Genomic DNA, 22,411 nt, shown 5'->3' with positions numbered 1-22,411 from the left:
TCAGGATGACTCCGCTGCCGCGGGGTTCTGGGTTTCCGGGCTCCGGCTCTCTGTATTCGGCGCGCCAACGGCGTAGCGAGAGCGATCGGCGGGGCGAATGCCTGCTGCAGACGTCTCCGCCGTCACGGGCCGGGCTGCGTCAATGGCGGCGGCCAGATCCTTGAGCGCTGTCTTCTCAAACAGCAGCGCCAGCGGCAGGTCGCGCCGCAAGCGCCCGCGCAGTTGAGACAGAACACGGGTGGCGCTCAGAGAATGTCCGCCCAGTTCCAGAAAATGATCGTTGCGGCCGATAGGACGTCGGTCCAGCACCTGACTCCAGATGTCCGCGATCAGCTTCTCCGTCTCTGTCTGCGGAGCCTCGTAAGGCGCATCCGCGCGCAGTTGCTCCGCCTCGCGCTGGATCGCCTTGCGGTCCAGTTTGCCGTTGGCGTTCAAGGGCAGGCTGCCCCGTTCCCGCAACAGCGCCGGGGTCATGTAAGCGGGCGCTTGCCGGGCCAGCCATTGGCGGATGTCGTTGAGGTCCAGCGGCGAGTCCTCCGCGCTGCGGGGCGTGACGAAGGCAGCCAGTACGGTATGTCCATCCGCGCCCCGGGTGGCCGCCACCGCCGCTGCGCGCACGCGTTCATGACGGGACAGCAGGTGTTCTATCTCTGCTGGCTCCACGCGGTGTCCGCGCACGGATAACTGGTCGTCGATGCGTCCGAGGAAATCCAGATTGCCGTCTTCGCGCCAGCGGCCTTTGTCCCCGGTCAGGTACACCCGCTTGCCGGGCTTGTAGGGATGCGCCACGAAGCGCGCGGCGGTGAGATCCGCGCGTCCCCAGTAACCTCGCGCCAGGGAAGGTCCGCTCAGGGCGATTTCTCCCGCCGCGCCCAACGGCGCCAGGCGCTGCTGGCGGTCCAGAATCAACGCCTCGGCGTTGGCGATGGGCTTGCCGATGGGATAGGGGCTGGGCTCCTGGGGCGCCAGATAGCAGGAGGTGGCGCACACGCTGAACTCGGAGGGCCCGTAATTATTCGAGACCTTGATGCGGTCGCTGGCGTCGCCGTTACGGATGCCTTGCAAAGTATCGCCGCCGGATTGCAGTACGATGTTCTGCAGCAGGTGCGGATAGCTGGCGCAGGCTTCCTCGCACAAGGCCGGAGGCAGAAAGGAGATATCTATGCGCTGTTCATACAGAAACTCGCACAGGGGACCGACATCCCGTCGTATCGCCTCCGGGGTGATCACAATCGTCGCCCCGGCGCACAGCGACGGCAGCGACTCCCACACGGAGGCGTCGAAAGCCGGCGACGCCAGCAGCGTGGTGCGTTTGCCCGCCTGAATATCGAATTGACGGCGGCTCCATTGGATCAGATTGATGAGTCCGCGATGCTCCAGTATGACGCCCTTGGGCTCTCCGGTGGAGCCGGAGGTGAAGATCACATAGGCCAGATTGCGCTGTTCGCAGGCGCGGACTGGGGCCTGAACGCGACGGCTGTTGAGGGCGAGGGCGTCCAGGGGGATGAAGGGAATCTGGCTATGTTCACGCCACAATACGGCTTCCTCGGCGTCGCCAATTACTAGTTTGCATTGCGCCTGCTGGAAGGTGCGCAGGCGGCGCTCGGGTGGGTAGTCCGGGTCCACCGGAACAAAGGCCGCGCCGGCTTTACCCGCCGCCAGTTCGGCGATCAGCAGGGCGGCGCTGCGGGGTAGAGCGACGCCGATGCGGTCCTCCACGCCCACGTCATAGCGTTCCTGCAGCACTGCGGCCAGGGCGTTGGCGCGTTCGTCCAGCTCGCGATAGCTGATGCGACGCTCCCCGTCTTCCACCGCTATGCTGTCCGGCGCGGCGGCGACGGCCTGCTCGAACAGGTCCAGATAGCTGTCGCAGGAGGGCAACGGATAAGTCTCGCCCTGAAAAGCGCGCAGGCGGTCGTACTCGGCTGCATCCAGCAGGTCTATTTGCCGCAGCGATGGGGAGGTCAGATCTCCGCTCGCGCCCAGTCCCTGGCGCAGCAGGCGCTCATAGTGTCCGCTCAGGCGCTCGACGAAGGCGCCTTCGAACTGCGCCGGGTTGAACAGAAAGCGCATGACCAGCGTCATCCCCTCCGGGCCATGCTCCGGCGTGGCGGTGACGCCGAAGTCATAGGGAATGTCCTCGTGTTTGCTGATGCTTTCCACTTGAATGGCGTCGCGGAAAGCGCCTTCCGGCTGCGTTGGCGCGGGAAAGTTCTCGAAGGCGAATAGATGGGTAATCAGGTCTTTGCCTAGAGGGCTCAGGCTTTGGATGTCGCTCAACGACAAGTATTGGCGGGATTCCGCCTCCAGCAGACGCATCTGCGTCGCCTGGGCCAGTTCGCGCAAGGTGGCCTCGGGACCGACGCGCAAACGGAGGGGCAGGGTGTTAATGAAGACGCCTACCATTTCCATGGCCCCGGGAAGCTCCGCCGGACGCCCGGACACCAGGGTCCCGAACGCCACGTCGTCGCAATCGTTGTAGCGGGCCAGCAATGCGCCCCAGGCGGCTTGCAGGATCGCCCCGGGGGTCATTCCCCAGTCCGCAGCGGCCTGTCGCACTCGCTCACTAAGCGTCCTGGGCAGCGCGTGGGTGAAAGTGCGTTTGCCGGCGCTGGCGGGTGCGAGGGTCTGCTGCCGTGGGACCTGGGCGGCCTGATGGTAATCTTCCAGTTGTCCGCGCCAATAGCTCCGGGCCTGGGTCGCGTCCTGGCGCTCCAGCCACTGAATGTAACGGCTGTAGGGCGGCGGCGCGGGCAAGTCCACGGGGCGACCTTCGCGCAGGGCGTCATAGATCAGGGTGAAATCCCGCAACAACAGGCTCAGACACCAGCCGTCCATGAGAATATGGTGCAGGCTCCACAACAGGGCGAAGCGGTCGTCCGCCAGCTGCAGCAGACGCATGCGCATCAACGGCTCCTTCAGCAGATCAAAGCTGCGCTGGCGGTCTTCCGCCTGCGCCTGACGGATAAGCTCTTCCTGGAAATCCGGCGACGCCTCACGCAAATCGGCGTAATGAAACTCGCCGACCCGTTGATGTAGCACCGCCTGCAGGGGGCGGGACACTTTCTCGGCGATGAACTGGACGCGCAGGATGTCGTGACGCTGGAATAACCGCTCCCAGGCCTGCTCCAGCAGATCCACCCGCAGCTCGCCGCGCAGCCGGTACAGCGCCTGTTCGTGATACACCGGCGCGTCCGGATGCAGCAGGCTTTGATAGAGCATGCCTTCCTGCATGGGGGATAAGGGATACAGGTCCTTGAGGTTTTCCTTTTTGATCATGAAATGATTCCTTCCAGCTCATCCAGGCTGATATCAGAATAAGTCAAATCCGAGGGCGTGACGGTGGCCCCGGCGCAGCCCAGGCAGTGTTCAGCCAGATGCGCTAGCTGTTCGCTCCAGCAGGTCAGCAGGGCGTCGGCGTCCAGCAGGGGGCGCACGCGGTCGATGCAGAGTTGCAGACGCAGGCGTCCGCCCAGAGCCATCGCGCTGATTTCCAGGGCGCAGGGGCGAGGCGCGTCGGGATGCACGCAATCGCCGCAGGGTTCGTCGCTGAAACTCAGGCTGGCGTCAGCGAGAGGGGCGTCGAGGTGACCCAGGTAGTTGAAGCTGATCTGCGGTTGCAGGTTGAAGCGCAGCGCCGCGGTGGCGGCGTCGCAGCCGAATTCCTGCAACAGGGAGTAGCCCGCGCCCTTGCGGGGAACGCGTCGAAGACTCTCTTTCACCGACTTGATCTGATAGTCCAGCTCGCGGTCGCCGGGCAAGGTCAGGGACAGCGGCCACAGACTGGTGAACCAGCCGGCGCAGCGGGACAGATCCAGATCCGTCTCCAGCAGGTCGCGGCCGTGACTCTCCATCAACAGGTTGAGATTGACCGCTGCGTCGTCGATTGGCGCCATGGCGCGGGCCAGGGCGGTGAGCAACAGGTCTTCCGGCGTGGTGTTGTAGGCCTGATTGGCGGTAGTCAGCAACGCCTGGGTCAGCGCTGGGTCCAATTCCCGCATCAAAGTCAGGGCGTCGCCATAGCGGCAGGGGCCGTTGTCTGCGTCGTCGAGGCTTTGGGTTTCCTCCTGCGCCGCCCAGTAAGGAATGTCCGCCTGCAGTTCGCGACCGCCGCCGAAGCGCGCCAGCTGCGCCGCCCAGCGGGTGAATCCGGGGGCTTCCGGCAGCTCGACGGGCTGGCCGTCGCAGGCCTGGGCGTACCCTTGCACCAGATCATCCAGCAGAATGCGCCAGGACACCCCGTCCACCGCCAGATGGTGCGCCGCCAGCAACAGTCGGTCGCCGTCCGGGCAGTGCAACAGCGCGGCGGCGAACAGACGTCCGTTCTCCGGGTCCATGGCGGCGTGCAGTTGTTCGCCCTGGTGAGCCAGCGCAGAGGGAAGGTCTTTGCTGTTTCTGAGATCAATTTCCCGTAGTTGTACTCCCGGTGAATCCTCCAGTGGCATGGCCTCCTGCATCCAACGGCTGTCGTGATCCCGCAGGAAGCGAAGACGCAGCGATTCATGAAGCGCATAAATCCCGTCCAGCGCGGCCTGTAGCGCAGAGGGGGACAACGGTTGCTCGCTGCGTAACAGCAGCCCGTGATTGAAACGGCGTGGGTGCTCGCCATGTTCCCGGAAAAAACGGCTCTGCGCCGGCGTGAGGGGAACCGGACCCTGCGGGATTGCGGCCAGATCCTGATCCTGGCGTTGCTCCAGCGGCGCAATCCAGGGCGCCAGGGCTGCGATGGTAGGGTTGGCGAACAGATCCTTGATGGCCATTTTCCAGCCTTCCCTGTGTAGCCGGGAGGCCAGTTGAATGGCTTTGATGGAATCGCCCCCCAGAGCGAAATAGTTGTCGTTCACGCCGATCTGATCCTGTCCCAGGATTTCGCCCCACAGCCCCGTCAGTCGCGTTTCCAGGGGGCTTTGCGGCGCGGCGAACGACGTCGTCACGCCGAGACGGTCGCTGCGTCCCTGCTTCGCCAGCGCCTTGCGGTCCAGCTTGCCGCTGGCGTTCAGGGGCAGCGCATTCAACGCCACATAGCCGCTGGGAAGCATGTATTCTGGCAAACGTTCTTGTAAGTATTTTCTTAAACTATCTGCGCCAACTTCTTGTTTTAAAACAATGTAGGCGATCAGTTCGGCGCTGGCGGCTGCATTCTCCGTGTCAGGGGCGACGAGCAGCGCCGCCGCCTGCGCTACATCGGGATGGCTGCGCAGATGGGTCTCCACATCTCCCAATTCGATACGATGACCGCGCACTTTCACCTGATCGTCCATGCGTCCCAGGAACTCCAGCGCGCCGTCCATGGTCCAGCGACCGCGGTCGCCGCTTTGGTAAAAGCGAACCGCGCCGGAAGCGGAACAGGGAGAAGAGAGGAAGACGAACTTCTCTCCGTTCAGCTCCGGCCGGTTCAAATAACCCCGGCTGACCCCTGCGCCAGCCAGAAAGATTTCTCCCGGGACCCCCGCCGGGACCGGGGCGCCGTAGCGATCCAGCACCCAGGCGCGGGTGTTGCGCAGGGGCTGGCCGATGGGGACGCAGGGCGACAAGGGCGGACGCTTGCTGTCGATCACGTAGGCGGTGGCGTCCACGCAACACTCAGTCGGCCCATAAACGTTGATCAGGCGCACGGCGGGCAACGCCTCGCCAAAGGCTTGCGCCAACGCGCTGGGCAAGGCTTCGCCCCCCACCAGCAGCGTGTCCAGGGCCAGTTCGTCGCTGCGTCGCGCCAGCTCGGGCAGCCACATCGCCAGCAGCGTGGGGGTGCAGTCGCTGAGGGTGATGCGTTGCTGAATAAACAGCTCGGTGAGGCGAACGGCGTCCTGTCGCGAGTCCTGATCCACCACCTGTAGTCGATGTCCGTGCAGCAAGGCGGGAAACAGCTGTTGCACGCTGGCGTCGAACACCGCGTTGGCCAGCAGCGCCACGTTAATGGGGCGGCTGTAGCGGCGATAGGCGATATCCCAGAGGGCGTCGTTCAGGTTGACCAGGCTGCGGTGCTCAATGGCGACGCCTTTGGGGACGCCGGTGGAGCCGGACGTGTAGATCACGTAGGCGAGCTGCTCTGGACTGAGCGGCCGTTGCAACGCCGGCTCCGGCGCAGCTTCCAGGTGTTGAGCCGCTTCCGGCAGCGCAAGGATATGTATGGCGCCGCCGGCGTCGATATCCCGCAGCGCCGACAAGGTCGCGTGGTCAGCGACGATGATGCGTAAGCCGCTGTCGACGATCTGCTGGCGCAGACGCGCCTCCGGTTGCGCGATGTCCAGCGGCAGGTAGGCGCCGCCGGCGCTCATTATCCCCAGAGCCGCCACCGCCAGATTGACCGAGCGGGCGGTGCACAGGCCGATGGGTTCGTCGTCGGCGACATTGAGCTCCGCCAGTTGGCGCGCGAGTCGGTTGGCGGCTTCGCGCAGCGTCTCATAACTCAGTTGCGCGTCGCCATCACAGACCGCGATGCGCTGAGGAGAAGCCTGGGCCTGGCGCAGAAAGCGGTCAATCAGCGTGTCGCTGTCAGGCCGCCAGGATAAGCCTTCGCTGACGTCCCGCAGCAGCTCCAGACTGGCTTCGGAGAGCAGAGGAATGGCGCTGACCTTAATCTCGATATTACTGCAAAAAGACTCGATAATTGTCTGAAAAATAAGGGGAATGGATTCCACGTAGGCGGGTTCGTAACGACTCCGGTTGTAGATCAGCTTGCCTTGCAGACGTTCGCCGGGCATGAATTGCAGGTCGAAGTCGTAATGGGTTTTTTCGAAGCTGAACACGTCCTCTACGGCGAAGCCCAGGTCGGACTGTTCCGCGGCCCGTTTCACGAGAGCATCCACCGGATAGTTTTCCACCGCCATCACCAGATTGAACAGCCCCTGATCCTGGCCAGCGAAACCAGCGGCGGCCTGAATTTTCGCCAATGGATAGTGATGATGGGGGGCGGACGCCAGATGACGCTGCTGCAGCGTCTGCGCCAGTTGCAACAGACTGCGCTCGGGATCGACGCGAATCCGGCAGGGGACGGTGTTGATAAAAGGCCCCACCATATTCTCAACGCCCGCCAGATCCGCTGGCCGGCCGGACACCACGGTCCCAAAGGCCACGTCTTCCTGATCGCAGCAACGGGCCAGCAGGGTCGCCACGGTCGCCTGCAACAGGGCGTTGAGGGTGATCCCGTGTTGCGCGCACAGGCTCTGCAGGCGCTCGGTCTGGCCCTGGCTCAACTGAAAGCTCAGCTCGGCGCTTTCCGGCTTTGCATCCGGGCGGTATTTGCGAAAGGGCGGCTCCGTCGGCTCTGTAAAGCCTTCCATGTAGGTCCGCCAGTATTGCGCTGAAGCGGCTTGATCCTGGGTGGCCAGCCAGCGCGCATAGCGGCTGAACGGGGGCGTCGGCGTGAGATTGAGCTGCGCTTCCGCGTCTTCGCCTTTACGCAGACTACGATAGGTCGCGAGCAGTTCGCTCAGCAGTAATCCATAGGACCATCCGTCCAGCAGAATGTGGTGATGGCTCCACACCACTTCCCACAGGTCATCCTCCAGGCGCAGCAGGCTGATGCGCCACAACGGCCCCTGAGTCAGGTCAAAGCCCTGGCGGCGTTCGTTGTCGCGAAAGTGGCGGCAGTAGGCGTCAGAGCGCAGGGAGTCAATGTGGCGCAGGTCCTGGCGCTCGAAGCGGGGAGGCAGCTGATGCAGCACGATCTGCAGGGGCTGATCGCTTTGCTGGTGAGAAAACAGGGTGCGCAGCAGGTCGTGGCGCTGCGCCAGCAGGCGCCAGGCATGCTCAAAGGCGTCCGCGTCCAGCGTTCCCCGCAGCCGCCAGGCGGTTTGCTGGAAATAGGCGCTTGATTCGGGCTCCAGCAGCGCGTGAAACAGCATGCCCTCCTGCACCGGGGTCAGAGGGTAGATGTTCTTGATGTCCTTCTTGGTGACTGTCATGGTCCTGGTCCGATTCTTGTTGTTCAGGGACTTCTGGATCTGACGCCTTCAGCGGCCTGGTCTTGGCGACCGCTGAAGGCGTTTTCCCGCACGTCTTCCCATACGAGCGGAACGGGTTAACTCAACCGGTCGATGAACTCATCCAGTTCCTCCATATTGAAACCGTCGTAATCGATGTCCGCCGGCGTCAGCTCCGCCTCGGACTTGCCGACGCCATGGCGGATGATGCGACGCAGGTCGTTGTTAAGCGTCTCGGCGAACACCACCAGGTCGCCGGCGCTGAAGCAGTCCGCGCTTCCGGTCAGACGCAGCTGCAGGCAACCGTCCAGCACCAGCGCCACCACTTCCAGCGCCTGTAGATTCGGCGCCTGCGGGTCCCGCGTCGGCCCTACGTTTTCCTCCGCCAGCTGGAACAGGTCGCCGCTGAAGGCGCCGTCGAACTGACCGAGGTAGTTAAAGGCGACGCAGGGCAAGGGGCTGAATCGAATGAAAGCGTCGTCGCTGTCGTCCTCTTTCTGGTCGCGTATGTAGCGGAGAATTCCGTAGCCGGCGCCCTGTTGGGGAACGCTGCGCAAGGTCTCCTTCACCACTTTGATCTGGCGGTCGAGTTCGTCGTCGGCGTCCATGACGAAGGCGAGCGGGTACAGACTGGTGAACCAGCCCAGAGTGCGGGAGACGTCAAGGCCGGCGCCCAGATCCTCGCGGCCGTGGCCTTCCAGCAACAAACAAGGCGGTCCCAGTTTCTGCCGCAGCAGAGTGCGCAGCAGGGCGGCGACCAGCAATTCCTCGCCTCGGGTGCGGTAGCTCCGATTGGCGTCGCGCATCCATTGGGCGGTGGCGGCGCCGTCGAGATGGCTTTCCACATAATGATAGGCGACGCTCTGATCCAGCATGCGCTTGGGGTAGCGCTGTTCGCCGCGCAGATGTTCCTGCTGTCGCCAGTACTCCAGCTCCCGGGGCGAGAACGTCGGCGCGCCGCTGTTGACCGCCTGCGCCCATTGAGTGAAGTCCAGCGCCGGCGCCAGTTCAATGTCTGCTTCGCCCAGGGCCTGATCGTAGGCCTGGGACAGATCCTCCAGCAAAATACGCCAGGACACGGCGTCCATGATCAGGTGATGGGCCACCAGAAACAGGCGTTGGGTTCCATCGTTCAGGCGATACAGCGCCGCCTTGAAGAGCCCGCCTTCAGGCAGGCTGAAGCGGGTCTGCAGAGCCGCCATGTGGGCTTCCATTTCTGTAAGGGCGTCTGCGGCTCCATGCAGGTCGATGACAGACAGCAACGCATTGGGATCGCTCTCCACGCGCACCTGGCGAAAGCGGCCGCCGGTGGACTGGAAAGCCAGTTGCAGCGCGCCATGGCGCTGTTGCAAAGCCGTCAGGCAGCGGCGCAGGGGCGCCTCTTGCATTCGGCGCAGCGGACGCAGCAGCACCGCCTGATTGTAATGGTCGCGACGACCTTTGAAATGATCGAAGAACCAGCGTTGAATCGCGGTGAGCGGAGCTTCTGTCGGCGCGGCGTCGGAGGTGACGGATTCCGTGAAAGCCTGCAGTTGCGGCGCCAGCTCGGCGATAGAGCGATGTTCGAAAATCTGGCGCACCTCCATGCGCCAGCCCGCCTGCCGCAGCCGGGCGGATATCTGCAACGCTTTAATGGAGTCGCCGCCAAGGGCGAAATAGTCATCCAGGGCGCTGACATCGGGGGTGCTCAGCACGCTGCGCCAGACTTCCGCCAGGGCGGTTTCTCTGGCGCCGTCGGGCGCGCGACCCGGGCGCTGCTCCTGATTGAGGGCGCTGGCGTCGCACCCCGGCAGAGCGCGGCGGTCAATCTTGTTGCTGGCGGTGAGGGGCATCTGCGGCAGAAAAGACCAGCGCGTGGGAATCATGTAGTCGGGCGTACGGTCGCGCAGGAAGGCTCGCAACGCTTCCACGGCGGGGGCGGGCGCCTTGTCCCGCAGCGTGAGATAAGCCGCCAGTTCAAAGCGGCCGGGCTCCGTTTCGAGAGCGATCGCCGCCGCTTCCGCCACGGCGGGATGCTGGCGCAAGTGAGATTCGATCTCTCCCGGCTCCACACGGTGGCCGCGAATCTTGATCTGCTGATCCATACGACCGAGATACTGGATGGCGCCGTCCTGCAGCCAGCGTCCGCAGTCGCCGGTGGCGTACAGACGACGCTCGGAAATGTCGGGATAGTAGGCGAACTTCTCCCGGGTCAGGGCGGGCCGGTTCAGGTAGCCGCGGCCGACGGCGTCGCCGCCGACAAAAATCTGGCCGGGAGCGCCCAGGGGAACCGGGCGGCATAGTTTGTCGAGAATGTATAACTGCGCATTGGGCAGGGGCGTTCCAATAGGCAGGATGGCGCAATGATAGGGATTCTCCCGGGGAACCCTCAGCGCCGTGACGTCCACGGTGCACTCGGTCGGGCCGTAAACGTTGTACAGGACCGCCTTGGCGTTCTGTTGATAGAACGCTTGCGCCAACTCCCGCGACAGGGGCTCGCCGCCGCTCAGCAGCGCCTCCAGAGGCAGCCCCGGCGTCGCTGGCAGCTTTTCCGCCAGCATCATGGACAACAGGCTGGGAGTGCAGTCCGCCACCGTCACCTTGCGCTGCAGAAAACACTGCGCCAGCCGGGCCGGCTCCAGACGCATTTCCGGGGCGATCACCTGCAGCGTATGTCCCAGCAGCAAGGCGGCGAAGATCTGTTGCACGGAGGCGTCGAAGACCGGGTTGGCGAGCAGCGCCACGCATATCGGTTCCTGATACTGCTGATAGATCAGGTCACTCAGCCCTTCCACCAGATTCAGCACATTGTGGTGCTCCACCAGACTGCCTTTGGGCGCGCCTGTGGAGCCGGACGTGTAGATGACATACGCCAGCTGGCTGCGTTGAATGACGATGTCGGCGGCGGGCGCGGCGACGGGTCTGGACAACGCCTGTTCAATGCAGACCAGATCGGCGGGATAGGGCGCTACCGCGGCGCGGGCGAGGTCAAGGGTGGTCTCGTCGACCACGATCTGACTCAGTTTGGCGTCGCGGATCTGATGTTGCAGGCGGGCGCGGGGATGGTCGATATCGATGGGCATGTAGCCTGCGCCGCTTTTTAACACGCCGAGGATGCCCACAATCAGGTTAACGCTGGGGCGTACGCACAGTCCCACCGGCTGATCCGGCAAAGCGCCCTGATGACGCAGGCGCGCCGCCAGGATATCGCTGCGGCGGTCCAGCTCCGCATAGCTCACCGCGCCGTCGTCTGCGGCGACGGCGGTCTGCTGTGGACGGCGGGCGGCCTGGAGTCGAAAGCGACTGACGATGTCGTCGCCCAGGATCGGCTCCTCCACCGGACGCGCCACCGTGGACGAAGTCTCACGCCAGTGTTCGTTGAAGGCGCGCAGCTGGCGCAGGTCTTCAGCGTCGATCATGGTCAGCTGATCCAGCTCGGCTTGCGGCGCGGCGATCACGCTGTCCATCAGGGTGGCGAAATGCCGGGCCATACGCTCGATGGTTCCAGACTCAAACAGGTCGAGGCTGTATTCAAATTCGCATTGCAAGGCGCCGTCGGTTTCCGTGACGATCAGCGACAGGTCAAACTTGGCGCTGCCCCGGTTGACCGGCAGAGAGGCAATGGTGAGGCGCGGCAGCCGCAGGCTTTCCATAGGCGCGCTCTGCAGCAGGAACATGACCTGGGCGATGGGCTCGTAGCCGGGACGTCGCTCCGGTTGCAACGCCTCCACCAGTTTGTCGAAGGGCATTTCCTGATGCGCGAAGGCGCCCAGGGTGGTTTCCCGCACCTGTTGCAGCAACTCGATGTAGTTGGAGACGCTGCTGAGATCCACCCGTAGCGCCAGAGTGTTGACGAAGAAGCCCACCACATTTTCCAACTCGGGACGCTCGCGGTTGGCCACCTGAGACCCTACCACTATGTCGCTGGCTCCGCTGTAACGTTGCAGCAGAATGTTGAAGGCCGCCAGCAGCGCCATGAACAGACTGCACCCCTGTTCCCTGGCGATAGCCTGCAAAGCGGCGCTCCGGTCTGCGGACAGGGTGATGAAATGGCTGGCGCCGCGATAGCTGCGCTGATGGGGGCGCGGGTGGTCGAATGGCAGGTCTGGCGGCGGCGGTAGATTCTGCAGGCGCGGCAACCAGTATTCGCGCAGACGGGGCAGCTCCGCCGGCAAAAAGCTTTGCTGTTGCCAACAGGCGTAATCCGGATATTGGATAGACAATGGCGGCGGCTCGCCGGAGTTGGCGTAAAGCGTCATCAGCTCACGGGTGAGAATGCCTTTGGACCAGCCGTCGGCGATGATGTGATGCAGGGTGAACAGCAGCACGTGGCGCTGCGGACCCAGTTTCAGCAGGCGCGCCCGGGCCAGGGGCGCGCGGCTCAGATCGAAAGGCGCGACAGCCTCTGCGTCCGCAAGCTGGGCGGCGGCGCGCTCCGCAGCCCCTGGCTCCAGACTGCTCAGATCCTCCTGGGTCATCGCCAGCGTCACCTGTACGGCAATGTGCTGGCGAGGGCCGTCCGGCCCCTCGACAAAGCTGACGCGCAGCGCCTCGTGGCGATCTGCGATGCGTTGCAGACAGCGGCGCAGCAGATTGACGTCGAGGGCGCCGTCCAGGCGCAAGGCTTCAGGAATATTGTAGGCGGCGTCGCCGCCAGGCCCGTTGCGAGACTCCGCCATCGCCATCACGAACCACAGTCCCATCTGGTTCAAGGACAAAGGCGCGTTTTTAGCGTAAGCCGGCGCGCGTGGGGGAATGCCGCGGCGCGGCGCCACCGCCTGCAGTCGGGGCGGCGCCGGTTGCCTGGGCAACAGCGGCAGAATGGTCTCCTTCATGGTTTTCAGGCGGGCGATCAGCTCCGGCGTCATGGCGTTTTTCGGCGCCCGGTAACGCAGTTGGCCATTCTCATTCCAAAGCTGCACCCCGCTTTGTTCGACTTCCCGCAGAAAGGCGTACACTTCCATCACAGCACCCCTTCATCCATTTCTTCCGACAGATCCGTGTCCACCGCTTCCGGACAGGCGCGCTGCAGCCATTCGGCGAAGGCGGCCACGCTGGGATAGTCGAACAGGGCCTGCATGCTGATATCGGGAGAAAAACGGCTTTTCAGCCGCGACGCCATTTTGATGGCGATGAGGCTGTCGCCGCCCAGGTCATGGAAGTTATCATGCCGTCCTACTATTTTGATTCCCAGCACCTCGCGCCAGATGGCGGCGATGTCTCGCTCCAGATCGGTGGCGGGCGCGTCGGAGCCGGCCTGCTCGTCCTGAGCCGCATTGATGAGGCGGTTCTGTTCGACGATGCGCTGCAGGTTGACGTCACGGGCGTCCCGCAACAGATCCTCAATGCGGCGGCGAGACATCAGCACCTGACTGAGCCCGCGCTGGGACAGCATACGCAGGAAGGCGTCGGCGCCGGTGGCGGGGTCCATGCCGCCTTCCGGGTCCTTTCCGGTTTTCTGGCGATACAGGGCCTCGTAGGCGCAGGCCATGCCCACATGTCGCCAGCGCTCCCAGTTAATGGACAAGGCCGCCACGCCCTGGCTGCGGAGATGGTGGGCGAAGGCGTCCACGCAAGCATTGGAGGCGCAGTATTCGGCGTCGCCAACGCCTGGCGCCACAGCGCTGGTGGAAGAAGACAGCGCCACGAAATCCAGGTCCCTGACCGGGAGCGTCGCCAGCAGATTGCGCACGCCGTGGGTTTTGGCGGCGAATTCGCCTTTGCCGGGGTCGGGGTGTTTGATCTGAATGGGGCCGCGATTCTCCGCGGCCGCGCAATGGATCAGGCCGTTGATGGGACCGAAACGCTGTTGCGCCTGCGTCAGTTGTTCACGTAGCGCCGCCAGATCGGAAATATCCGTCTGCAAGGTCATGACCTGGGCGCCGAGGCTGCGCAGGCGGCGCAGTTTGGCGCTGCGGTCGCGGGCGCTGCGTTCCGCGTCGGGGCTGACCAGAGCGAACGGCTCCGCCACTTCGGCGTCGCCGGCGGCGGCCAGAATCAGGCCGCAGTCCACATCCTCCGGTCTCATGTCCTCGCCGGGGAAGACGCGCACGTCTTGATAGCCCATGTCATCCAGCAGCGCGCGCCATTGCGGCAGGGACAGCAGCGGACAGTTCTCACGCAGTCCGTCGGCGAAGTACCACCATCCCGCCGCCAGCCCATAGGCCATATTGGTCCAGCGTTCGGTGCGGGTGGACTCCAGCAGGCACAGCAAGCCGCCGGGGGCCAGCAGGCGGCGTGTCTGACGCAGCGTGGCGGGTAAATCCGCGGTGGCGTGCACGGCGTCCAGTTCTATCACCAGGTCGAAGCTGTGCGGGGCCAGCCCCTGTTTCTCCGGCGGCAGCGAGGCGTCGAATTTGGCGTAACGCATTTTTCCAGCCAGAGCGGGATCTTGCTGAAAGCGTTCTTCCGCCGCTAAAACAAAACTGCGTCCGAGGTCGGTGAACCAGTACTCCACATTCGCTTCACGCAATGCGGGGGCGATCCAATTGGTAAGAATGCCGGCCCCGGCGCCGATTTCCAGAATACGCAAGGGGCGGGCGTCAGGCTGCGCCGCGCGGGTTTGATGCAGCTCCCGCAGCAGGCGCTGCAGTAACAGGCCATACAGACGATGATGTGTATGCTCCAGCGTCTCGGTTGCGGCTTTTTGCAGCTTGTCGCATTTGCCAGAGGGATAGAGCACGCTGATGGCGTCAATTTCTCCGGTAAGGGCGGGACGATAGTGGCTGACGCAGTGATCCAGAAACGCCAGCATGGGCGCGAACCCGGGGTGACGCTGACCGACTTCCGTCCGCACTGCGTCTGGGGCCGGCAATTGCTTCATGGCGGGCAAAAGGCGTAACTGGTCATTTTCCTGCTCGATCAGCCCGTCTTCCGCCAGAATCGCGAACATCCAGCGGAAGAATTTGTAGAAGCGGGCGTCGAGGCCGCAGGTCGTCATAAACTCGTCCACGCCGACGGCGTCGCCTTCGCTTATGTGGTCCCGCCACAGGGCGCTGATGAACTGGCCCAGATAGACGGAGCACAGGCTGTGCAGGTCGTCGCGCAGGCCCGGGTGGGCGTCGATGCTCTGAATCGCCAGCTCGTCCTTCAGTTCGCCTTCCATGGCGGCGATGCGCGTAGATTCGGGCAACTGCGCGATAAGGCTGTTCTGGTCGGCGTTGCTGTGTTCGCTCCAGGGGGGAGCGGGCTGGCGTCCGGCCAGGATCAGATGGGCGCGGCATTGCTGCGCCAGGCATTCCGCCAGTTGCAGGCCGATGCCGCCCAGTCCGCCGGTGATCAGGTATACGCCGCCCTCCCGTAAAGGCAATTGTTTGGGGTCGCTGACCGCAGCGGTGGGCGTGGGCGAGAATTCGCAGACCCAGCGGTGGTGACGGGGCGGTTGCGTCAGGTCCAGGCCGCGCAGCGCTATCAGGATTTCATCGCTGGGGCCCTGGGCGAGATCGATCAGATCGCGACACAACGCTTCCTGCCGGGCCGGTGATGGCGGCGGGATGACGTCAATGCACAGCGTGCGCAGGCCGGCGTATTCCAATGGCGCCACTTTGATCGGTCCCATGACTGCGGCCAGTTCCGGCGTCAGGGTTTCATCCCCGAGCACCGGCTGCGTCGTGGCGGTGACCGCACACAGAGTGGGCATGGGCGAGGGCAGGCTATCGAACTGCTGTATCAGCCGGATCAGGCTGCTATATCCCAGATTCAGCAGCTTCTCACTGCGCTCCTGTGCGTCGGCGGCGTCGATGTGGGGGGCATAGGCCCAGGCGTGCAGCACGAAATCCGGCGTTTGTTCGTCCGCCTGCAATTGCGCGAACAGGGCCTGGAAATCTTCTTCACGAGCGGGATCTATATGTAGCGCGTTTGTTATGGGTGGATCTTGAGGCGCATAAGTTGAGCGCACCTGAATCATAACATCGCCGCGGCGCTCAATTTCCGCCCGCAAGCCCTGGGTGAGCGGGGCGTTATCCGCCAGCACCAGCCAGCGACGGGGCCGGGCGTCTGCGTCCGTCGAGGCGGGGGAGATCCGCCCCGCAATCTCGGCGGACAGGGGCAGGCGGCGCCAGGACGGAGCGTAGAACCATTCCTGTAATGGCGTCTCCGTCCGACTCACGCGCTCGCGCTGGGTGGGGGAATGGTCAGTGGGAGCATCTATCCAATAGCGCTGACGGGCGAAGGGGTAGCCTGGTAAATGCAGGCGCTGGTAGCGACGGCGGGTCTCAGGCGCGGCGGCATTGATGACGTCGGCGTAATAGGCGCGCCAATCCAGGTCGCAACCGCGACGCCACAACTCCCCCAAGGTTTCCAGCAGCAATTGTTCTGGATGTTCGCGACGGGACGCCGCCGGAATCAGCGATAAGGCGTCATGACGCCAGCCCTGTTGATGAGCCAGCGCAGTGAGCGCGCGTCCCGCGCCCACTTCTACGCATACATCCACACCTTCCCGCCGCAATGTCTGCAGGCCGGCGGAAAAGCGCACCGGCTCAAGCATATGGCGCACCCAGTAGTCCGGGTCCATGGCCTGTTCCGGGCGCAACAGGTCGCCGGTCAGATTGCTGACAATGGGAATCTGCGGCGCCTGAAGGCGCATACCGCGCAACAGCTCGCGTAAGGGCTCCGCCACCGGCTCCATGGCCGGAGAGTGGAAGGCGCCGCTGGTATTAAGGCGCTGGCAGGTGACGCCCTCAGCGATCAGGCGCGCCTGCAGTTGTTCGATCGCCGCCGGCGGGCCGGACAGGGTGCAGCATTCCGGGCTGTTGACCGCCGCCAGAGATAGCCGCTCGCCCTGGCCTTTGTCGCCGGCGTGGGCGCGCAGATAGGGAATGACGCCCTCTTCGCCAAGGGAGACCACCAGCATAGCGCCGGCGGCGGTGTCCTGCATCAGGCGGCCGCGCTCGGCGAGCAGGCGCAGGGCGTCCGGCAGGGTTAACACCCCGGCGAGACAGGCGGCGACATATTCACCCAGACTGTGACCCAGTAACGCATTGGGTTGCAGGCCCCAGCTTTGCAGCAGACGCGCCAGGGAATACTCCAGTGCGAAGTTCAGCGGTTGCGCCAGAGCGGTGGGGGTCAGGGCGCGGTCTTTTTCCTTGTCGTCGCAAAGCAGCGCGCGGATATCCCTGTTCAACAAAGGTTGCAGCAGCGCCGCGCATTGATCCAGATCCCGGCGAAAAGAGGCGTAGAGACGATACAGCGACCTGGCCATCCCCGCATATTGAGAACCTTGTCCAGTGAGCAGAAACGCCAGTTTGTGAATAGGGCGCTCTTCTTGGTTTCCGCTTTCGTGCTCTTTTTGACCTCCGCTATCGCACTCTTTTAGACCTCCGCTTGCGCGGAATAGAGTCGCCTCCCCGTCGCTGACTGCATAGGCGCGTCGCTCCAGGCGTCGACGGCCGCAGGCCAGGGTGAAGGCGACGTCCGGCAGCGCTTGCGTCGGCAGGTTTTGCAGGTGGGCGCTTAATTGTTCCTGGGCGCTTTTCAGCGCCGTCTCCGTGCGGGCCGAGACCAGCAGCAGTTGCGGCAGGGCCGCCTCCGAGTCTTGAAGGGCATTGGCGTCGACATAGGCGTCCGGGGCCTGCTCCAGCACCACATGGGAGTTGGTGCCGCCGACGCCGAATGAGCTGACGCCGGCGCGCCGGGGTAAATCGGCGGGCCAGTCGATGACGTCGGCGTTGACGAAAAACGGGCTGTTCTCCAGGTCCAGCTTGGGATTGGGGCGCTGGAAATGGCGGGTGGAGGGAATTTTGCCGTGTTTGATCGCCAGGGCGGCCTTGATCAAACCGGCCATGCCGGCGGCGGTGTCCAGATGGCCGAAATTGGTTTTCACCGATCCCAGGGCGCAGAAGCCTTTGCGCGCGGTGGTCAGCCGGAAGGCTTTGGTCAGCGCCGCCACTTCGATGGGGTCGCCCAGGGGCGTACCGGTGCCGTGGGCCTCCACGTAGCTGATGGTGTCCGCGGAAATGTCCGCCAGCGCCTGCGCCTCCGCGATCACCGCCGCTTCGCCGTCCACGCTGGGCGCGGTGTAGCCGATTTTATCGGCGCCGTCGTTGTTGATGGCGCTGCCGCGAATCACCGCATAGATATCATCGCCGTCCTCCAGGGCGTCCTCCAGTCGGCGCAGCAACACCACGCCCACGCCGCTGCCGCCCACCACGCCCTGAGCGTCGGCGTCAAAGGCGCGGCATTGGCCGTCGGGGGAGGGAATGCCGCCTTCCTGATACAGATAGCCTTCTTCCTGGGGGACGCGCAGGGTGGAGGCGCCGGCCAGGGCCATATCGCACTGGCAGGACAGCAGGCTCTGGCAGGCCAGATGCACCGCCACCAGGGAGGTGGAGCAGGCGGTGTTGACGTTGAAGCTGGGGCCTTTCAGGTCCATTTTGTAGCTGACCCGGGTGGCGGCGAAGTCTTTGTCGTTGCCGATCAGCAGCTGGTAATCCATGTCCGGTCCGGTGTATTGCGGGTGCGGAATGATATTGCGCAGGATATAGGTGGGCATGCCCACGCCGGCGAAGACGCCGATGCGGTTTTCCTCACCCTGGCCGGTGTGCCCGGCGTCCTCCAGGGCGCGCCAGCAACTCTCCAGAAACAGCCGGTGCTGCGGGTCCATCATTTCCGCTTCCCGGGGCGTATAACCGAAGAAAGCGGCGTCGAATTTGTCGTAGTCGTTGACCACGCCTTTGATGGGAACGTAGTCCGGGTGGTCGATCAGCGCGGCGGGAACTCCCGCCTGCAACAGTTGCTCACGGGTGAAGCGGGTGGTGGAAACCACGCCGTCGAGCAGGTTGCGCCAGAACCCCTCGATGTCGTCCGCGCCGGGAAAGCGGCACGCCATGCCGACAATGGCGATAGCGTCCGCTGGGATGTCTTGGGATAGGGTGTCCTTCATGGTTGTATTCTTTTTCTTCCGTTTATTGTTCTTGCATTGACTTGAGTGGCGGCGATTGACTCACAGCGCGGGCGTCGGCCTGTCGGCGTCGCGCCTGTCGTTGCCGGTCCACGCGCTGGGCGACACTGTCCCGCAATGCGGCGCGTTCGTTCTCCTCCCCGCCGCCGCCGCTTTCCTGGTCCGCCAGATGGGCGGCGAGCTGGGCGATGGTGGGATAATTGAACAAAGCGGTCAGCGGCGTCCGGAACGCCAGGCGCAGCAGGCGTTCATAAACTCGCGTCAGCAGCAGGGAATAGCCGCCGATATCGAAAAAGTTGTCGTAGATACTGATGCGTTCCTGCCCTAAGACTTCGCGCCAGATGGCGGCGATGTCCTGCTCAAGACGGTTGCGGGGCGCCTGGAACAGGGCGGAGGAAACCCGTTTGGGCGTGGCCTGGGGCAGACGTTTGCGGTCGATCTTGCCGTTGCTGTTGAGGGGCAGCTCCGACAGGAGCATATAACTGGTGGGCGCCATGTACTCCGGTAGCTTGCTGCGGGCCAGCTTGCGCAGTTCTTCAAACAGGCTGGCGGGATCATCCGGCGTGCGGCGCAGCACCAGAAACGCGGCCAGGTATTCCCCGCCGTCGTCCGCGTACTGCTTGCACACCACCGCCTGATTAACCAGTGTATGCCCGGTGAGCAGGGATTCGATTTCCCCCGGCTCGATGCGGAAACCCCGCAGTTTGATCTGAAAATCGCTGCGCCCCAGATAATCGATAGCGCCGTTTGCGCGGCGCCTCACCAGGTCGCCGGTTCTGTAGACGCGGCCGTTGCACAGCGGGTGCGTCATCTGGACAAAGCGCTCCGCGTTAAGCTCCGGTCGACCCAGATAACCCCGGGTGACGCCGGCGCCGCCGATGCACAGCTCGCCGGCGACCCCCGCCGGCGCTGGCTCGCCAAAGGCGTCGATCACATACAGCTGGTAGTTGGCCAGCGGCGCGCCGATGGGAAGCGTGGCCAGTTCCGCATCCGCGCCGGTGACCCGGTGAATGGAGGACCACACAGTGGCCTCCGTCGGGCCGTAAAAATTCCATACCGGCAGGCCGAATTTTAATATCGGCGAAACCAAGCGGCCAGGAAACGCCTCGCCGCCGCAGCAGAAGGCGCGCAACTGATAGGGAAATGCGCCGTCCTCCCGGGTCGCCGCCAGCAGTTTCTCCATATTGCTGGGGGTCAGGTTCAGCAGGGTGGCGTTTTCCCTGCGCAGCAACCGGGCCAGAGCGTGAGGGTTATGACGTTCTTCTTCAGTGGTCACCAGCAGGGTGCCGCCGTACAGCAGACAGCCCCAGATTTCCCACACGGAAAAGTCGAAAGCGTAGGAGTGGAACAGCGTCCATACGTCGTCCGCTGAAAATTCCACGATGGGCTGCAGCGCAGCCAGCATGTTGAGCACGTTACGGTGCTCGATAGGCGTGGCTTTAGGCGCGCCGGTGGAGCCGGAGGTGAAAATGGCGTAGGCGAGATGCTCGGGCCGCGCCGGGTTGGACGGCGTCGGCATGCCGCAGCGGCAGGGCTGGCGGCTCACATCGTCGTCCTCATGGAGGTGGCGCAGAGGATTGCTGCATTCGGGATCATTACGTAACAGGCGGTCCAGACGCACCAGGGTGCAGCCTTCCGGCAGATCCAGCGCCAGATCCGAGTGGGTGACCACCAGCGCCGCGCCGGCGCTGGCGAGCATATCGGCGATGCGGTCGCGAGGATTGGCCGGATCAATGGGCAGATAGGCGGCGCCCGACTTCAGCACGCCCGCCAGCGCCGCGATCATATCCACGCTGCGCCCCATATAGACCGCCACCAGCGTGTCCGGGGCGACGCCAAGATGCTGCAACTGCAACGCCAGCAGGGTGGCGCGCCGGTCCAGCTCCAGATAGCTGATGCGCTGGTCGCCGCAGACCACGGCGGCTTTATGAGGATGCGCCAGCGTCGCTTCCCGCAACAGGTCGGTCATGCGCCGGTCGCTGGGCAACGCTTTTGTGGTTGCGGCGGCGTCGTTCCATTGCTGGGTTTCCGCCGCGCTTAACATGGGCAGACGCAGCGGCGGCGTAGTCAGGCCTTTCGGCAGCTCCGCCAGCAGCTTGCGATAGTGTCCGATCATGCGCCGGATCGAAGCGGCTTCGAACAGACTGCTGTTGTACACGAACTGTCCTTGCAGCTCGCCGTCCACTTCCCACAGATGCGCTTCCAGGTCTACGCTGACGTTGCGCCGTTTCAGCGCCAGGGGATCGATCAGCAGGCCGCGCAGGCTCAGCTCCGGGTGCGGCGTATGCCGTGGCGAGTTCTGCAGGGCGAAAATCACCTGCACCAGCGGATTATGGGAGAGATCCCGCTCCGGCCGCAGCGCTTCAACCAGTTTTTCGAAGGGAAGCTCCTGACGCTCCATGGCGCCCGCGCAGAAATCCCGCACCTGATCCAGGTATTCAGAAGTGGTGGCGCAGGCTCCGGGACGCAGCCGCAGGGGCAGGGTGTTGGCGAAATAGCCGAGCAGTCCTTCCACTTCGCGGCGGTTGCGGTTGGCCACCGGGGAGCCGATCAGCAGGTCGTCCTGACCGCTGTGGCGCGCCGTCAATACGCCAAAGGCCGCCAGCGTGGCCATGTACAGCGTCAGATTGTGACGGCGGCACAGGTCTTTCAGCGGTTGCAGCAAGGTGGCGGGAATCGTGAAATGCTCCACGTCGCCATGAAAGTTCTGCACCGGCGGACGCGGATAATCCAGAGGCAGCTCCAGACGCAGGGGCGCGCCCAGCAGTCGCGGCAGCCACCAGTCCAGTTCCGGCGGGCTGGCGTCGCGGGCGTAGTGTCGCTGTTGCCACGCCGCGTAATCGCCATATTGAATGGGGAGCGCCGGCAAGGCGGGCGGTCGGTTCTGGGAAATGGCGTTATACAGGGCGGAGATTTCCTCCACCATGACGCCGATGGACCAGCCGTCGGTGACGATATGATGCAGGGTGATGAGCAGCACATGGTCCTGCGCGCTTTTACGCAGCAACTGCATGCGCAGCATCGGCCCCTGCTTCAGGTTAAAGGGTTCGAAGGCCGCCGCCGCCGCCAGTTCCTGGATGCGTCGATCCTGCTCCGCCGCCGGCAGGGCGGACAGGTCCAACTCCGTCAGCTCCACGCAAGGCAGCGGCTCCACAAATACCGCTTCGCTGTCCGGGAAGCGTGTGCGCAGCACTTCGTGTCGCACCATGAGGGCGCGCAGGCTCTTGCGCAGCGCATCGACGTCCAGCGGCCCCTGCAAGCGCATCGCGGTGGGCATGTTATAGCCCTGGCCGCCGCCTTCAAGCTGATCGAGGAACCACAGGCGTTGTTGACCGAATGACAGAGGCGGCGGCTGTTCGCGCCCGGCGGGCGCCACGGTGTCGCTTTCGGCGGCGCTCTGTCGTTGCAAAAAGCGGATGACTTCGTCCTTGCGGGACTTCAGTTCGTCAATCAGTCCGGCGACAGCTGGATCTTGCAGCAGCTCGGCGGGCGCGTTCAGTTTCAACGCGCCCTGATCCAGTCGCAAGCGCACGTCGCTTGCCGCCAGTTGGGCGAGAAAAGTATGAATGCCTGACTCCATAGTCACCCAACACTCCCTTTGTCAGTCGTT

5 protein-coding genes are annotated in these 22,411 nt (G+C 64.1%); all 5 read right to left on the bottom strand.

The genetic code is table 11. The features are described 5' to 3' along the window. Nucleotides 1–3,279: a non-ribosomal peptide synthetase gene (locus tag AC2IBB_RS18885; RefSeq protein WP_486328308.1), complete on the bottom strand. Its 3,279-nt coding sequence runs from the start codon at nt 3,277–3,279 to the stop codon at nt 1–3. After that, entirely contained in the window at nt 3,276–7,907 is a 4,632-nt protein-coding gene (locus AC2IBB_RS18880) for an amino acid adenylation domain-containing protein (RefSeq protein ID WP_486328307.1), read from the bottom strand. The genes AC2IBB_RS18885 and AC2IBB_RS18880 overlap by 4 nt, the downstream gene beginning before the upstream one ends. A gap of 116 nt (nt 7,908–8,023) precedes the next feature. Then, the gene (locus tag AC2IBB_RS18875; protein ID WP_486328306.1) at nt 8,024–12,868 is read right to left on the bottom strand and encodes an amino acid adenylation domain-containing protein; all 4,845 of its coding nucleotides are present in this window, start codon (nt 12,866–12,868) and stop codon (nt 8,024–8,026) included. After that, on the bottom strand, nt 12,868–18,783 hold the full coding sequence (locus tag AC2IBB_RS18870; protein ID WP_486328305.1) for an SDR family NAD(P)-dependent oxidoreductase: 5,916 nt from the start codon (nt 18,781–18,783) through the stop codon (nt 12,868–12,870). The genes AC2IBB_RS18875 and AC2IBB_RS18870 overlap by 1 nt, the downstream gene beginning before the upstream one ends. Before the next feature lie 22 nt (nt 18,784–18,805). Further along, on the bottom strand, nt 18,806–22,381 hold the full coding sequence (locus AC2IBB_RS18865) for a non-ribosomal peptide synthetase (protein WP_486333980.1): 3,576 nt from the start codon (nt 22,379–22,381) through the stop codon (nt 18,806–18,808). Between the last annotated feature and the right edge of the window lie 30 nt (nt 22,382–22,411).

It is taken from the genome of Hahella sp. NS-SX17 (genome assembly GCF_057367735.1).
Note: the sequence above shows the minus strand (reverse complement) of the source record. Positions and strands in the feature narration are given on the sequence as shown.

Coding starts and splice junctions, on each gene's coding strand:
- AC2IBB_RS18885 (WP_486328308.1), bottom strand. CDS start 3,279: ATGATCAAAAAGGAAAACCTCAAGGACCTGTATCCCTTATCCCCCATG.
- AC2IBB_RS18880 (WP_486328307.1), bottom strand. CDS start 7,907: ATGACAGTCACCAAGAAGGACATCAAGAACATCTACCCTCTGACCCCG.
- AC2IBB_RS18875 (WP_486328306.1), bottom strand. CDS start 12,868: ATGGAAGTGTACGCCTTTCTGCGGGAAGTCGAACAAAGCGGGGTGCAG.
- AC2IBB_RS18870 (WP_486328305.1), bottom strand. CDS start 18,783: ATGAAGGACACCCTATCCCAAGACATCCCAGCGGACGCTATCGCCATT.
- AC2IBB_RS18865 (WP_486333980.1), bottom strand. CDS start 22,381: ATGGAGTCAGGCATTCATACTTTTCTCGCCCAACTGGCGGCAAGCGAC.